The sequence below is a fragment of the Ensifer sp. ENS02 genome (genome assembly GCF_014851885.1).
GTDB classification, from domain to species: domain Bacteria; phylum Pseudomonadota; class Alphaproteobacteria; order Rhizobiales; family Rhizobiaceae; genus Ensifer; species Ensifer adhaerens.
The window spans coordinates 227,769-242,652 of record NZ_JACVAO010000001.1 but is presented as its reverse complement, the minus strand read 5'-3'; the positions used below and the strand labels follow the sequence as shown (position 1 = coordinate 242,652).

General features: G+C 64.1%; 11 protein-coding genes and 1 other RNA gene. 7 read left to right on the top strand and 5 right to left on the bottom strand.

Features of this window, described 5'->3' with window-relative positions; translation table 11 throughout:
* Positions 1–71 precede the first annotated feature (71 nt).
* A complete protein-coding gene (locus IB262_RS01135; protein ID WP_034792600.1) occupies positions 72–380 on the bottom strand; it encodes a DUF2853 family protein in 309 nt (102 codons plus the stop codon).
* A gap of 146 nt (positions 381–526) precedes the next feature.
* Between IB262_RS01135 and ssrA the strand changes: the two genes are divergently transcribed.
* The 5 genes from ssrA (at position 527) to IB262_RS01110 (ending at position 3,239) form a co-directional block, all read left to right on the top strand.
* Positions 527–885, top strand: a transfer-messenger RNA (tmRNA) gene (ssrA, locus tag IB262_RS01130).
* A gap of 138 nt (positions 886–1,023) precedes the next feature.
* Entirely contained in the window at positions 1,024–1,536 is a 513-nt protein-coding gene (locus IB262_RS01125) for an SspB family protein (protein WP_034792598.1), read from the top strand.
* 18 nt (positions 1,537–1,554) lie between these two features.
* Complete coding sequence (locus IB262_RS01120; RefSeq protein ID WP_034792596.1) at positions 1,555–1,761, top strand: DUF4169 family protein; 207 nt, start codon at positions 1,555–1,557, stop codon at positions 1,759–1,761.
* A gap of 88 nt (positions 1,762–1,849) precedes the next feature.
* Positions 1,850–2,086 carry a ribbon-helix-helix domain-containing protein gene (locus IB262_RS01115; protein WP_034792594.1) on the top strand — a complete coding sequence of 79 codons (237 nt, stop codon included), beginning with the start codon at positions 1,850–1,852 and terminating at the stop codon, positions 2,084–2,086.
* A 364-nt stretch (positions 2,087–2,450) separates the two neighbouring features.
* Positions 2,451–3,239: a hypothetical protein gene (locus tag IB262_RS01110; protein WP_112974922.1), complete on the top strand. Its 789-nt coding sequence runs from the start codon at positions 2,451–2,453 to the stop codon at positions 3,237–3,239.
* 74 nt (positions 3,240–3,313) lie between these two features.
* Here IB262_RS01110 and IB262_RS01105 read toward each other — a convergent pair whose 3' ends face one another.
* The 3 genes from IB262_RS01105 to IB262_RS01095 all read right to left on the bottom strand — a co-directional run bounded on the left by IB262_RS01105 (position 3,314) and on the right by IB262_RS01095 (position 10,488).
* Positions 3,314–4,648: a TadE/TadG family type IV pilus assembly protein gene (locus tag IB262_RS01105; RefSeq protein WP_112974923.1), complete on the bottom strand. Its 1,335-nt coding sequence runs from the start codon at positions 4,646–4,648 to the stop codon at positions 3,314–3,316.
* A gap of 460 nt (positions 4,649–5,108) precedes the next feature.
* Positions 5,109–8,861 (bottom strand): AsmA-like C-terminal region-containing protein, encoded by a 3,753-nt coding sequence (locus tag IB262_RS01100; protein ID WP_192357105.1) that lies wholly within the window; start codon positions 8,859–8,861, stop codon positions 5,109–5,111.
* A 220-nt stretch (positions 8,862–9,081) separates the two neighbouring features.
* On the bottom strand, positions 9,082–10,488 hold the full coding sequence (locus tag IB262_RS01095; RefSeq protein WP_162728669.1) for an FAD-linked oxidase C-terminal domain-containing protein: 1,407 nt from the start codon (positions 10,486–10,488) through the stop codon (positions 9,082–9,084).
* A gap of 399 nt (positions 10,489–10,887) precedes the next feature.
* Here IB262_RS01095 and IB262_RS01090 point away from each other — a divergent pair, with 399 nt between their 5' ends.
* Together IB262_RS01090 and IB262_RS01085 are read left to right on the top strand one after the other, a co-directional pair.
* Positions 10,888–11,064, top strand: coding sequence for a hypothetical protein (locus tag IB262_RS01090; RefSeq protein WP_162728670.1), 177 nt, complete (start codon positions 10,888–10,890; stop codon positions 11,062–11,064).
* 191 nt (positions 11,065–11,255) lie between these two features.
* Positions 11,256–11,687: a DUF1772 domain-containing protein gene (locus IB262_RS01085; protein WP_034792578.1), complete on the top strand. Its 432-nt coding sequence runs from the start codon at positions 11,256–11,258 to the stop codon at positions 11,685–11,687.
* Positions 11,688–11,714: 27 nt separating this feature from the next.
* Here the strand turns inward: IB262_RS01085 and IB262_RS01080 are convergent, their stop codons facing one another.
* The gene (locus IB262_RS01080; protein ID WP_060516170.1) at positions 11,715–14,825 is read right to left on the bottom strand and encodes an efflux RND transporter permease subunit; all 3,111 of its coding nucleotides are present in this window, start codon (positions 14,823–14,825) and stop codon (positions 11,715–11,717) included.
* Between the last annotated feature and the right edge of the window lie 59 nt (positions 14,826–14,884).

The following is a 14,884-nucleotide window of genomic DNA, read 5'->3' as shown; positions in this document are numbered from 1 at the left end:
CTAAATTTAGGACGAAGCCGGCGGCGAACCAATGACCACGGGACGATTATCCCGGATAATTCGGCGGGGAGCTACAAGGTCTGTAGCTTGCCGAGGTTCTTGGCCACCAGATAATAGAAGGTGACGCGCGATTTCGACCGGTCCGCCGACATCGCCTTGACGGTGGCGTCGATCGCGCTGTCCGCATCGGCGCCGCTGATGCCGAGCTTCTTCTCGCACCATTTCTCCTTGACCCGCTCGAGCTCCTTCGGATCCGACGCCGAAACGAGCGAGGAATCCCGGTTGCGAAGCGCAATGCCAAGGTGACGCACGATCTTGTTCACGATCGCTTCGTCGGCGCCGCTGTCGTATTTCTGCACATCTGCGAGGTAGTCCGTCATGAGGCCTCCAGCTTGCTTTGCTTTTCGAAACTGCGGCCGGAGATTGCCGGCCGCGTGGCAGCAGCGGGAGTTTTTCATGGATGCCGGTCAAGTCAAGGCGGTTCGGCACCGGGCAGTCCGGGAGAAAGTCATATATCCGACACATCCCCCTTTTCTTGGGGCCCGGAAAGACCTATATGAACTCTGCCGTCTTCGGGCGGCTATGGCAATAAACGGGCGATGAAATAAACCCATTGGACCCGGGGGCGGTACCCGGCGCCTCCACCAAAAACCGATCAGAATCGATCGGCTTTTGCTGGGGGCGAAATAGGATCGACAAGGGCGTAAAGATCGACTTTTTGCTCGGCATTGTACCACCGTTATCGGGCTAAACTTATAGTTGCAAACGACAACTATGCTGAAGCACGTCTCGCTGCTTAATCGCGGTGCGACACTTCAAATCAAGTCCTTCCGGGTAGCACCGTAAGGCGGGGTCCGAAGGCACCTGGCAACAGAAGCCTTCACCTTCTCCCCCGCTTCGAAATGGTCTATAGATGCTTGAATAATTGACTCGTCTGCTTCAGACGGGCAATGAAAAGCCGACGGCTTGACCTCCAAGCCGGCAGCAGACAGTAGATTGAGTTCGAGGAAAGACGGGACGCTCATGGGCCAGGACCACATCCGCTACGACATTCTGGCACAGGACGCACTGCGCAGCGTCATCCGAAAGGTCCTGACGGAGGTTGCCACCACCGGTCACTTGCCGGGAGAGCACCACTTCTTCATCACCTTTCTGACCGGCGCGCCGGGCGTGCGCATCTCGCAGCACCTGAAAGCCAAGTATCCCGAACAGATGACCATCGTGGTCCAGCACCAGTTCTGGGAGCTGAAAGTCACCGAAATCGGCTTCGAAATCGGCCTCTCCTTCTCCGACACGCCCGAACGGCTGGTGATCCCGTTCAACGCCATCCGTGGCTTCTACGACCCGTCGGTCAATTTCGAACTGGAGTTCGACGTGGCGGCCGGCGAGGAAGAAGAACAGGAATCGGCGGAGATCACCGCCTATCCCGTTCCGGAAGAAAATGCCGAGACCTCGGCCAAGGACGACAAGCCCACCGAGCCGAAGAATGGCGGCGGCTCCGTCGTCTCGCTCGATTCCTTCCGCAAGAAGAACTGATCCGAGGAGCCGCGGCTCATGACCGGAGACGTCGTCAATCTGCGCCAGTTCCGCAAGCGTCGCGAGCGCACGGAAAAGGACAAGCAGGCCGAGCAGAATCGCATCTCCTTCGGCCGCACCAAGGCCGAGAAATCCCTGACGAAAGCGCTGAACGACAAGGCGGAGACCCGCCTTGACCAGGGCCGCATCGAGCGCCCTGCCGAAGGCGACGTCGACAAGGACTGAGCCCGCAAAAGCGATTCCGGAGCAAGGACTTGCGGCAGCTTCCGGACTCGAAATGCCAATTCCTTGAATCAGTCTCTAAGGCCGGGCGATGATCCGAAAGCATTCCGCAACGCTCCACGGCCACCGCACCAGCTTCTCGCTCGAAGACGCCTTCTGGCAGGAACTGAAGACGATCGCCGAAACGCGGGCGGTGCCGCTTGCCCAGCTGATCGCCGAAATCGACGACCAGCGCACGCCCGACAGCAACCTCTCCTCGGCACTGCGCGTCCACGTGCTCGAATGGCTGAAATCGCAACGCTCGACGCTCTTGCCCGACGAGACCTGAGCTCCCGCCGTCGATGGCTAGCACGGCCAGAATTCGCCCAAGGCCTGTCACATCAAAGGGCTAGTCGCGAGACCTTGAGCCCTTGTTCTCACGCGCCGTTGCCGCACGAGCGCTGTACAGTGTCGGGCGACAGGCATTGGCGGATCCAAGGCAACTGTGTGGCCGATGCAACAGCGCGCGGCATTTGGCATGCCCCGCTTCGCCGTTTCGGGCCAAAACAGTTGTATTCGAATAAACTTATATAACAATACCCACATAGGGAGGCGGCGACTTTCCGCTGCCCTTGTGTTCGAGAGTCTGTAGTGCGCAATTCCAGACGGGCCCGTCTCTCGTTTCAGGGATTGTCTCAAGCGGGAGGCGTTTCATGAGTATCCCTACACGACTGGGCCTCACGGCCTGCCTTGGCCTTTTTTTCGCCCTACCGACCTACGCGGCCGACATCACGCCGCTGATGGCGCCCGCGGCCCCCGTGGAAGAAACCGAGAGCGGCTGGCAATTCACCTTCGCGCCCTATTTCTGGATGGCGGGCCTCTCCGGCGACACGGCGCAATTCGGGCTCCCGACCGTTCACATCGACTCCAGCTTCAGCGACATCTGGAGCAATCTCGACTTCGCCGCCATGGCCACCGTCGAAGCGCGCAAGGACCGCTTCAGCGTCTTTGGTGACTTGATCTATACGAAGCTCTCCGGCGACGGCAAAGCGCGCGGCGTCTTCACCGATACGGTCGATGTGGAATCGGAGACCTTCGCCGGCCTCATCGGCGTCGGTTACACGGTCTTTGAGGATCAGAACTCGCATCTCGACGTGGTCGGCGGCGCCAGGATCTGGTCGGTCAACACCACCATATCCTTTCAGGGCGGCCCGCTCGACGGTATCAGCCGCGATGACCGCAAGACTTGGGTCGACGGCATGGTGGGCGTGCGCGGCAACTACTTCTTCACCCCGGAGATCTACCTGACCGGCTGGGGCCTAGTCGGCGCCGGCGGCGCCGACATCGACTGGGACGTCGGCCTTGGCCTCGGCTACCGTTTCAACGACACGATCTCGGCGATTGCCGGTTATCGAGCGCTGGGCGTCAACTACGACAATGACGGCTTCATCTTCGACGTGGTCCAGCAAGGTCCAATCCTCGGACTGTCCATCCGCTTCTGAAGGCAACGCGCGCCTGGACATCGGCAAGCCATCACGCCGCCAGCCCAACGGCCGGAGGCAAGACGCGTCCGTCGTTATCGCACCAGCCGGATCGCACCTGGATTGTTGATGGTGGTGTTGGCCAACACCGCCTTGCAATCCAGCTTGAAGCTGCTGTTGCCGATCATGGTGATCTCCTGGGCGACGATGCGCACGCATTCACCGCCGGTCGATCCGTTGCCGGCATACTGGATCTCGCGCGACGCCGGCATGTAGATGATGCCGGCGAGCGACGAGGCGCTGTTGCCGTTGATGGTGGCGCTGGCCGTGTTGTTGCGCCCGGCGACGATCGAGAAGCCGGCCCAGTCGCCGGTCGTCGGCGCGCTGACCTGGAAGGTCGCCCCACCGTGAATGTCGAGCTGGGCGCCGTTCAGGAGGAAGAAGGTGACCCCTTCGGCGCTCAGCACCGACTGGCTGGTAAACTTCAGACTACCGCCGTCGATGATGTAGTTGCCGGGTCTCAGAAGAACCTTGCCCTTGATTTCGAGATCGCCATAGGTGCCAGGCTTCAGCTCGACGCGGTAGGTGTCGGGCGCGTTGTTCGGCGTCTTGCCGGTGCCGTTGCAGTCGCCGTTGCCGCCACCGCCGCCGACGAAATTCTGCCCGCAGCCAGCAAGGCTCACCCAGCCTGCCGTGGTCGGCATCTTCTTCGACCGGAAGGGGTCGGCAATTGGCGTCACCTCCTCTACCGCCTTGCCGCAGGCAAGCTGCAGGTTGGCGAGCGTCGCGGACACCTTGCCGGCGGCGTAGAGACACTCGGCCTTGAGCGTGGCCGAGCCGCTGAGGTAGATCGACTGCGCGTCGGTCGAGTTCGACGTGATCGTACAGCCGGATGTGTCGACGCTCGCCCCGCCGCTGACCTCGAAGGCCCGGCTCGCCGTCGGGTGCAGCGCCAGAATGCAGGCCTCTCTCCCGGGCATGCGCGCGGCAACACTTTCCCGGTCGATCGTATAGGGCTGCAGCCCGAAGAAGAGCGGATTGTATTTCAACGCGTAGGCCGCGGTCGCCGTGGTCTCGACGCCGGCGGCGCCGAAGGCGATCTGCACCGGCGTGGCCGCCACCGCCACACCGCTCTCCGGGCCGAGCTGATCGACGATCTCCGGCTGGCCGAAATTCGCAAAGAAGACGTTGTTGGCGAGATCCCTGGCACTGGCCTCGGTCTCGCCCTCGCCGTAGGATTTGACCGCCGAGAAGGCAGCGGCATCGAGCGCCGTCTGCATCTTCGCGGCCTCGAGATTGATCCGCGCCAGGTTGATGGCGATCGACGCGGCACTCAACAACGGCACCGCTATCAGCGCGGTCAGAACGGTAAAGTTGCCGCGTTCGTCCGCAAAGATACGGGCGGCTCTCTTCCTCAAATTGTAGCGCATCTCTGATCGTTGCCCCCTCAGCAGACGGCGACGCGCCGCTCGGGTCAATCCGGAGCGATCGACGTCGTCCTTCCCATGCGCCGATTAAAGACGCGGCCCGCAAGCCGCACCCCCTGCCCCATCCAACGCAAATTGCTAATTTAGTGATCAATAGTGGAGGATGTGCTTCAGAATTCGTTAAAACTCTGCCGATCCCGTTCGCGCGCCACGATGCGCCGGAAACCAAGAGAATGCCCACCCGATAAAGGCATGTTCAAAATCTGAAGCCAGAGCATGTCGCGCAAAAGCGCGCAGCGGTCTTGGGATAACGACATGCGAAAAATCAAAAGCGCAGAGAGCGAAGCTGAAAGATCGCGACGCGCTTCAGGGCGCACAAGCCAAGGATGGGATCATGGCCGGATGCGAAGCACATCTCCGGCCCAGAAAGCCAGGGAGCGTCGTGCTCCGGCATAGTCACCGGCTACTGTACGGTAACGTCGGGCAGGACGTCGAAGTTGAGCCTCTGTCCGGGAGGGGTGCCGGTGGCACCGTCCGGTACGGTCTGGGGGGTCGGTCCCGTCTGCGGGATCGGCTGGCCCTGTCCGGCGCTGCGCGCTGCCTCTGCCGCCCGACGCGCGGCTTCCGCCTGTCGTTCCGCTTCGGCCTTGCGTTCGGCCTCTGCTCGCGCATCTGCTTCCGCCTTGAGGCGGGCGGCCTCGGCAGCGCCGGCTGCGCGCCGGCGTTCCTCGGCAACGGCGCGTTTGCGCTCCAGTTCTCTTGCCTCCGCCCGCGCCTTGTAAAGCGCAAGTTCGCGGCGCAGACGCTGCTTCTCCAGCACGTTCGCCTGCAGGATCTCGACCCGCCGGCGCTCGCGCTCGAAGGCGCGAAGCGACAGGAAGTTCGCGAGATCGGCAACGTTGAGATCGACGCCCGGTGCTTCCAGCAGGCCGGCATAGCCGATGCGCACACGCGGCTCGGCACCGGCAAGCGCCTCGTCACCCGGCCGGAAGGTCAGATCGATGCCGGCGTCGATCCGGCCCGCCGCAAGGTCCAGCGAAGCCTCGCCGGTCATCGCGGCATTGCCGTCGCCAGCCGTCACGTTCTGCGCCCGGAGCACCCCGCCGGCGATGCTGAAGGGTGCCTTGACGACGCCGACCAGCGATTGACCCGAGAAGATTGTCGCCTCCGCCGCACTTCTGATCGCGTCCGCCGAGATCTGCGTCTTCAGCGCATCGGCTGCCGCGATCAGCTGCGGCAGAGCTGCGCTGTTGATGCCGGCGAGCGTCATGCCGTTGAAGGTTGTGGTACCCGAACCGCTTGCCGAATGCGCCATCGCCTCGGGCGTCGCACCCGATGCCTCAAGTGCTACCGAAAGATCGAAAGTCCCGGTCGCGACCGGCGTGCCCGCATGGGCCCAGCCCGCCTGGGCCAGGTCGCCGCCCTTGACGTCCAGGCGCGAGCGCAGGAAGCCCGAGCCGTTGGCATTGCCGATCTGCACCCGCCCGGCGAGCTTGCCGCCCAGCCAGTCGCCGGCCGCATCGGTCAGCGCGACCTCGTCGCCCTTCCATTCCATCTTGCCGGCAAAGCTCGTGACCGCGCCATAGACGCCCGGCCAGAATTTCTGCGCCTGCACGTCCAGCGCCACGTTGAGCCCGGTCCAGGCAGGCTGCGCCAGAGCCCCCTTCGAGAAGGCCCCGTTCGTATCCTCGATCGGTCCGAGGACGCCCTCGCCGAGCCAGGCGAGATCGAGCGTGTCGAGCGTCAGCTGTCCGCTGGCCGCCCCCGGTGCCTTGCGGTCGATCGTCAGATTGCCGGTAAAGCCGTTGTGGTCGGCCTTGCCCTCGACAGTGGTCAGCGCAATTGTTTCGGGCGTTGTCGCGATATCGGCAGAGACGGTCAGCGGCAGGCCGCTGCCCATCTGCGGCAAGGCCACGCCCTGGAGCAGAAGATAGGGCTCCAGGTCCTGGGTCTGCAGCGTCACCTTCGCCTGACCTTCGAGGAAATGATCGCGGGAAAGATCGACGCTGCCCTTGGCGGCGAGCGACGTCTTCTCGGTCGTAAAGGTCACCGTGCCGTTCGCCGTCGGTCCGTCGGTGCTTTGCAGCTTGACGGAGAGAATGCCGTTGGCATCCGCATCGAAGGGCAAGGGATCGAAACCCGTCTGGCCGAGCAGAAGCCGCGTCTCCGGATTTTCGAGCGTCGCTTCCAAAAGCATGGCCTTGCCGGTCAGCGCCTGCGCCATGTCGGGCGCCTGGTAGCTGGCGGCGATCTTGGTACCGTTCGCGGTCCCGAAGATGCCGAAGGTCGCGGGCGCGTTGCCTTCCTTGTTGCCGGCCGTCAGCGTCACGTCGAAGGCCGTGTCGCTGTAATAGGGACCGGCCTTGATCAACTGCCGGAGCGCTGGATGATTGACCGCGTGGCGGCCGATCATTTCCAGAAACGGCGTCAGGTTCTTGGCGGCAAGCTTCATCTTGGCCGAGACGACGGGCTTTTCGAGGTCGCCGCTGGCCCGGCCGGAAAAGGCGAGCTGTGCGCCGGCGAGCGAGCCGATCGCCACGCGTTCGGCCTGGAGCTGGCCGTTCTTCAGCGTCAGCACCGCCTGCACGTCCTGCGCTTGCTCGCCGAAGGCGGAAAACTCGTCAGCCGAAAGATCGGCGGCAATCGCATGCTGCAGCAAGGTATCGGTGGAAGCGTCGCCCGCCACGAGCCCGGTCAGCGCCTGCAAGGCTTCGAAGTCGATGCGGTTACCCTTCAGCTGCAGCGAGAGGTTCGGTTGCTGGTCGGCGAAGGACTGTCGCTCCAGCCGCCCCTTGAGGCTCGCCTCGTCGGCCGCCACTTCGAGGTTCTCGAACTGCTGCAATGTATCGGTGAGGTTCACCTTGGCGGAAAAGCCGGCGGTCCTCAGCTTGCGGATCGCCGGATCGACCGAGCCCGCCAGCCAGTTGGCAAGGCCGGAAGGCTGGTTGGAGGCCAGCAGAAGGTCGCCGCGGAAAGTGCGCTGTCCCTTGAGGTTCAGCCGCCCCTTGGCTTCGAGCTGCGTGCGCCCCGGCAGCAGCGCCACGACATTGTCGATCACCCAGCCGGCGCCATCGGGCTGTACGTCGATCCGCACGTCGCGGACCGTCGTATCGCCGACGACGATCGCCGGCAGCTTCAGGCTGGCGCGGCCGGGCACCTGCGGGATGGGAATTTCGGCGGCGATCGCCAGCATGGCTTCGAGCCGCTGGCGCATCGAGATCGCCGGATCGCGGCCGGTCTTGTTGTTGCGGCTCGGGCCGATGCGGCTGACGTCGATCTGCTGGCCGTCGGCGATCAGCAGGAACTTCTGGTCCTTGCCGGTATCGAGCGTTGCCTCGCCGGTGACCACATAGGGATCGTCCGACGGGCCGATTTCGAAGCGATATTCCGGGACGCGGATGCTCTCGTTGGTCAGCTGGAAGTTGCCGTTTATGCGCAGCGGCGCCCGCCCATCCGCATCCTTCGTCTCGGCCTGCGGGCGGTTCTCCGTCAGCGTGAAGCGGCCGCTATAGACCGGCCTGAAATCGACGATGCGCAGCGAACCGTCGGTCTCGACGCCGAAGGGACGCTTGTCGGGCGTTACCCGCGCCTTCAGGCTGAGCGTACCCGCCTCGTCCACTTCGTTGCTGGTAAAGGAGAAACTGCCGGCTTCGCCATCAAGCGCGGCGCGCCCCTCAACCTTCCAGGGCCCGGCGAGCGTGCGGGCCGAAATGTCTGCGGCAAGTCCGCTCACGCGGCGGGTGCGGCCGGTCTGCTCGTCGACGAATTCGACCTGGCCATTGGTGATCTCGACGTTTTCAAGCACGACGGTCTTGGCCGGGATCGAGGCCCGGCGGCCCCTCGCCCAGTCGAGCGTACCGTCGGGCAACAGGCGCACCTTGGCCCGCGGACGATCGAGCTTCATGTCGAAGATCAATGCCTCGCCGCTCAGGAACGGCGCAAGCTCGGCGCTCATCGAGAACTGCGCCACCTGGATCAGCGGGTCGCCGTCCTCGGCGGCGCCGACGCGCACGTCGTTGAGCGTCACGGTTGGGAATGGGATCAGCCGCGCATCGACGCTGCCATGCACGACGACGGGCTTGCCCATGATGCGGCTTGCCTCGCGCTCGAACTCCTTGCGGAAACCCGTCCAGTCGATGAACCACGGGGCGATCAGCGCCGCAAAGAGCGCAACGACCACAAGTCCACCGACGGCAAGAAGAATTCGCGAAAGCACCGTGCCTATATTCCCATTCCGTTCATCGGCGCATCCGCGCCGCAAATCGATTTAAGCGCCAGAAACCGGCGCCCGGCTGCAGCGCCGCTGATGGCGCCGTAGCATCCTTGATTTGCCGCATAATTCCCGAGGGGTCGATTCCGACTTTGAGAATTATGCAGTATCACACTTTGTCGCCGGCGCATTGTCCCAAAAAACGGCCCGCCGCGCGCATCTCTCCTCAAGCGAAGATCTTGCCCGGGTTGAAGATATTGTCCGGATCGAGCGAGCGCTTGATCTGGCGCATCAGATCGAGCGCGTCGCCGAGTTCGGCCTCAAGGAACGGCATCTTGCCCTGGCCGATGCCGTGCTCGCCGGTGCAGGTGCCGTCCATGGCGAGCGCCCGCGCGTTCAGCCGCTCGACAAAGGCCTCGGCCCGCGCCACGTCCGCCGGATCCTTGTCGTCAAACAGCAAGCCGACATGAAAGTTTCCGTCGCCGGCATGGCCGACGATCGGCGCCGTCAGCCCGTGGGCGGCGCTATCTTCCTGCGTTGCCGCCACGCATTCCGCCAGCCGCGAGATCGGCACGCAGACATCGGTCGACAGGATCGCCGCGCCCGGGATCAGGCTTTTTTGCGCCCAATAGGCATTGTGCCGCGCCTTCCAGAGCCGCGCCCGCTCCTCCGGATTGGTGGTCCAGAGGAAGTCGCTGGCGCCGAACTCCGAAGCGATCTCGCCAAACTGGCGCGCCTGTAATTCGACACTCTCGGGGCTGCCATGGAATTCGACGAAGAGCGTCGGCGTCTCCTGATAGGAAAGGCCGGAATAGCCGTTGCAGGCCTTCATCTGCAGCGCATCGAGCAGTTCGATGCGCGCGACCGGAATGCCCGACTGGATGGTGAGGATCACCGCGTTGCAGGCGTCCTCGATCGTCGGGAACGGGCAGACGCCGCCGGAAATGACCTCCGGAATACCCTGCAGCCTGAGCGTAATCGAGGTGATGATGCCGAGCGTGCCTTCGGCCCCGACGAAAAGCCGCGTCAGGTCGTAGCCGGCAGAGGACTTGCGCGCCCGATGCGCCGTGCGGATCTGGCGCCCGTCAGCGGTCACCACCGTCAGCGCCAGCACATTGTCTTTCATCGTGCCGTAGCGCACCGCATTGGTGCCCGACGCCCGCGTCGAGGCCATGCCGCCGATCGAGGCGTTGGCGCCGGGATCGATCGGGAAGAACAGGCCGGTGTCGCGCAGGTAGGTGTTGAGCTCCTCGCGGGTGATGCCCGGCTCGACGCGGCAGTCGAGGTCCTCGGCATTGACCTCGAGCACCTTGTTCATACGCGAGAGATCGACCGAGATGCCGCCATGGGGGGCGTTGATATGCCCTTCGAGCGAGGAGCCGGTGCCGAACGGGATCAGCGGCACCTTGTGTCGCGCGGCGATCTGGACGATCGCGCGCACGTCCCCGGCGCTTTCGGCAAACAGCACGCCGTCGGGAAGCTGTGCCGGAATATAGGTGGTGGTGTGAGCATGCTGGGCGCGGATCGCCTCGCCCGTCTGGAACCGGTCGCCGAAGCGGGCGGAAAGGTCCGCCTTCGCCGCCGCAATCCCCGCCTCGTTTCTCGCGCCAGCCCTGATCGCCTTCAATGCCACGGAAAACGCCCTTCCTCTTGCATTCGCCACGCTGCCTTTTCGATGTTCGGGAAGCGCAGTCATTTCAAGGCGCTACTGTGCAAATCGGAATCACTTTGTCCAGACGCTCGCGCACTTCCCGGTCACAGTAGCGCAGGAAAACGCCTGACGTGAGACCGGAGTGTCACAAGACTGTATGACAGCGTGGAAAACACCAACGCTGAAAAGCCGACACGATATGTCCCCGTTTGCCGAAATGTCATCTCCACACCGCGCCGCGCGGTGATCCGTTCGGGAAGTCCTTGCGTATAAAGGCCGAGCGGAAGGACGTGTGACGTGCTTGGAGAGATCGGCAGAAAGCGACTGATGATGCGGTTGCCGCACCTGAGAGGCAGCATCGCGTCGGCATCGTCAGATTGCATGATTGAGCTGTTCTGCAGTTATGAACTCGCGGTCAACATGCGGGACGCACTCGTGTTGAGCGGCGGCCGCCCGGATCTCGCTGACGAGTACCGGCAGATCTGCCTCGAACTCGAAGAAGAGGTGGAGGTCGTGCTCTGCGCGACGGCGCTGGCCGTGCGGCGTGACGGCACATAGGGCGGGCGGGCCGGTAGACAGAGGGCCTTGCAAACGGGCAAGCCGCGTCGCACCACATTTGCTGCTGGCAAAAGTCACGCCTCAGACCGACCGAACTCCGGTACTGCTACGTATGAGAGCGAAACGGCAGAAAACACCTGCCGTTTCGTGAGCCTTGGATTATGATGGAGGCGTGAAGGAAGGAGAGGCAAATGCTGGGTCTAACCGCTTTGCTCACCGCGTCGGTTTTCTTCGGCGCCGCCATCTACATCACCTGGGCAGAACAGCCCGCACGGCTGCATCTCGACGATCGCGCCGCACTCGTGCAGTGGGTGCCGTCCTATCGGCGCGGCTTCGAGATGCAGGCGACGCTCGCGCTCGTCTCGGGCCTGTTCGGCGCCGGTGCCTGGGGACAGACCGGCCATGTGCTGTGGGGGCTGGGGGCCGCGATCATCATCCTGAACTGGCCCTATACGCTGCTCTTCGTGATGCCGGTCAACCGCCAGCTGGAGGCAGTCCGGCCGGACGACGCCGGTCCGGAAAGCCGAGATCTCCTTGGTCTCTGGGGCAGGCTTCACGCCGGGCGCAGCGCGCTCGGCGGGCTGGCGGCAGCGATCTTTCTCGTTGCCGCCGGGCTCGAATAATAAGCCGTCGCGCGACGGCCGTTCCGGCTAGCGCACCTCCAGCGCTGCCGCCGCGTCCATTTCCTCGTGCAGCTTGCGCTCCTCGTCCGCATGCGGCTTGGTGAAGCGCGCGATCACCAGATAGGCGACCGGCGTCAGGTAGAGGGTGACGATCACCGCAAGACCGAGACCGCCGACGAGCACCCAGCCCAGCGCGATGCGCGCCTCGGCGCCCGCGCCGCTGGCAAGCACCAGCGGCACCGCGCCGACGATGGTGGCGATCATCGTCATCATCACGGGGCGCAGGCGGATGTTGGCGGCATTCTCAATCGCCGAGCGCACGTCCTGGCCGCGGTCGCGCAGCTGGTTGGCGAATTCGACGATCAGGATGCCGTTCTTCGCCATGATGCCGACAAGCATCACGAGGCCGATCTGGCTGTAGATGTTGAGCGTGTTGCCGGTCATGATCATCGCAAAGACCGCGCAGGCAAGCCCCAGCGGCACCGTCGACATGATGATCAGGCCGCTGACGAAGCTTTCGAACTGGGCCGCCAGCACCAGGAAGATGATGACGAGCGCAAAGCCGAAGGTGACGAAGAGGCCGTTGGCGTTTTCGTTGAGCGTTGCGGCTTCGGCAAGCGGCATGATGCGCGAGCCCGGCGGCAGAAGCGGCTCTGCCATCTGCTCGACCATGGTCAGTGCCTCGCCGAGCGCCAGATCGGACTTGAGGCCGGCCGAAAGCGAAACGGCGCGAAGCTGCGATTCCCGCGACAGCTGCGGCGCCACCGCCATCTCCTCGACGCTGGCGATCGTCGACATCGGCACGATCTTGCCGTCACCGGCTTTGAGGAAAATGTTCTGCAGATCGGTCGGGTCGTTGACCGGGTTGGTCGAGGACAGAAGCTTCACCGGATAGGATTCGCCGTCGACATAGACGTCGACGACGCTGTTGCCGTCGAGCATGGCCTGCAGCGCCCAGGCAAGGCCGCCGATATCGACGCCCATGTCGGAGGCGCGCTCGCGGTCGATGGTGATCGAAAGCTGCGCCTGGTTGGCCTCGTAGTTGAGGCGGACGTTTTCGAAGCGGCCGGTGTCTTCCATCTGGCGCACCAGCTTTGCCGCGGCATCACCGAGCTTGTTGTAGTCGTTGCCGACGAGCGCCACCTGCAGGCCGCTGCCGGCGCCGCGAATGCCGAGACTGTTCGGCTGCATCGCAAAGACGCGAACCGAGGGGATGCGCCCGGTCACCTTGTTGATGTCGGTGACGATCTCCTGCTGGGTGCGGTCACGCTTGTCCCAGGGAGCGAGCGTCAGCACCATGAAGCCGCTGTTGACCGAACCGCCCTGCCCGGAGATCGAGAAGATGTTGTCGATCTCGCCGGATTTCACCAACGGCTGCAAACCGTCCTCGATGCGGCGCATCTGGGCCTGGGCGTATTCGAGCGAAACGCCCTGCGGCGCGTTGATGCGCATCATGATCTGCGAGCGGTCTTCCGTCGGTGTCAGCTCCGATTTCAGCGTCAGGAAGCCGGCAGCCCCCATGGCGGTGAAGAAGCCCGCGACGACGAAGACGATCAGCGGCGAGTTGAGGCAGGCACGCAGCGTCACCCGGTAGAACCCGGCCGCCCGCGCACCGAACCGCGCCATCGGCCCCGGCACCGTATGCGTATCCTTCGTCAGCATGCGCGAGGCGAGCATCGGGCAAAGCGTCAGCGACACGAAGGAGGACAGGAGGATCGCGAAGGCAAGCACGAAGCCGAACTCGCGGAAGAGACCGCCGGTCTGGCCCGGAAGGAACGAGAGCGGCACGAAGACGGCGGCAAGCGTCGCGGTCGTCGCCAACACCGCGAAGAACACTTCGAGCGTGCCGTGAACGGCCGCCGCCCGTGGGCCGAGCCCCTCGGCGCGCCTTCGCACGATGTTTTCGAGCACCACGATGGCGTCGTCGACGACAAGCCCGGTCGCAAGCACGATCGCGAGCAGCGTCAGGATGTTGATCGAGAAGCCCGCGAGATAGATCGCCGCCACCGTGCCGATCAGCGCGATCGGCATCGAGATCGTCGGGATCAGCGTCGCCCGCCAGTCGAGCAGGAACATGTAGATGACCAGCGTCACAATGAAGACCGCGACGATCAGCGCGATTTCCACCTCGTGGATAGCGCCGTTGATGAAGACGGCGTCATCGCTGGTAATGCGGAGCTGCGTACCCTCGGGCAGGATCTGCGTCTGGATCGTCTCGACGACCTTGCGCACGCCCTCGGAGATATCGACGGTGTTGGACTGCGCCTGGCGCACGATGCCAAGGCCGATGCCCTGGCGGCCGTTGGAGCGCAGCGCCGTCGTGCCGGTGTCGGGACCGAGCGTGACGGTCGCCACATCGCGCAGGCGCACATTGTTGACGAGGATCAGGTTTTCGAACTGCTCCGGCGTCTGCAGGTCGGCGGTGGCGCGTACCGAGATGTCCTGGCTGGCGCTCGTCAGCTTGCCGGCCGGCACGTCATAGGAGGCATTGGCAAGCGCGGTCCTGAGGTTGGCGACCGTTACCCCGCGCCCGGCGAGTTTCGCCTGGTCGAGGTCGATGCGGAAGATCTTCTCCTGGTCGCCATAGACGGCAACGTCGGCCACGCCTTCAACGGCGGCGAGCCGGTCGCTGATCTCGTTTTCGACGAGCAGCGTCATGTCTTCCATCGACATCGTATCGGAGGTCAGCGCCAGCCGCATGATCGGCTGGCTGTCGGCATCGGCTTTCACGATGCTCGGCTCGTCGACATTGTCGGGAAGCTGGTTGCGCACCCGGCCGAGCGCATCGCGAATGTCGTTGGAAGCCTGGCCGATATCGGTCGTGTCGGAGAACTGCAGCGTCACGCGGCTGCGGCCGAAGGACGAGGTCGAGGAAATGTCGCGGATGCCCTGCACGCGCGACACGGCCCCTTCGACCACCGAGGTCACCTCGCGGTCCATGGTCTCGGGTGCGGCGCCATCGAGCGTTGTCGTCACCGAGATGACCGGCTGGTCGACCTGCGGCAGCTCGCGGATCTCGATGCCGTTCCAGGCCGCAAGGCCGGCAACGACGATCAGCGTATTGACCACCAGCGCGAAGATCGGCCGGCGGATGAAGAGTGCGGTAAAGCCGGTCTTGCCGCGTTCGCGGGCCGACATCTGGCCGCCGGCGCTGCCTTGGCCGGCACCATCGCCGCTTGCCTGACTGTCGCCGCCGC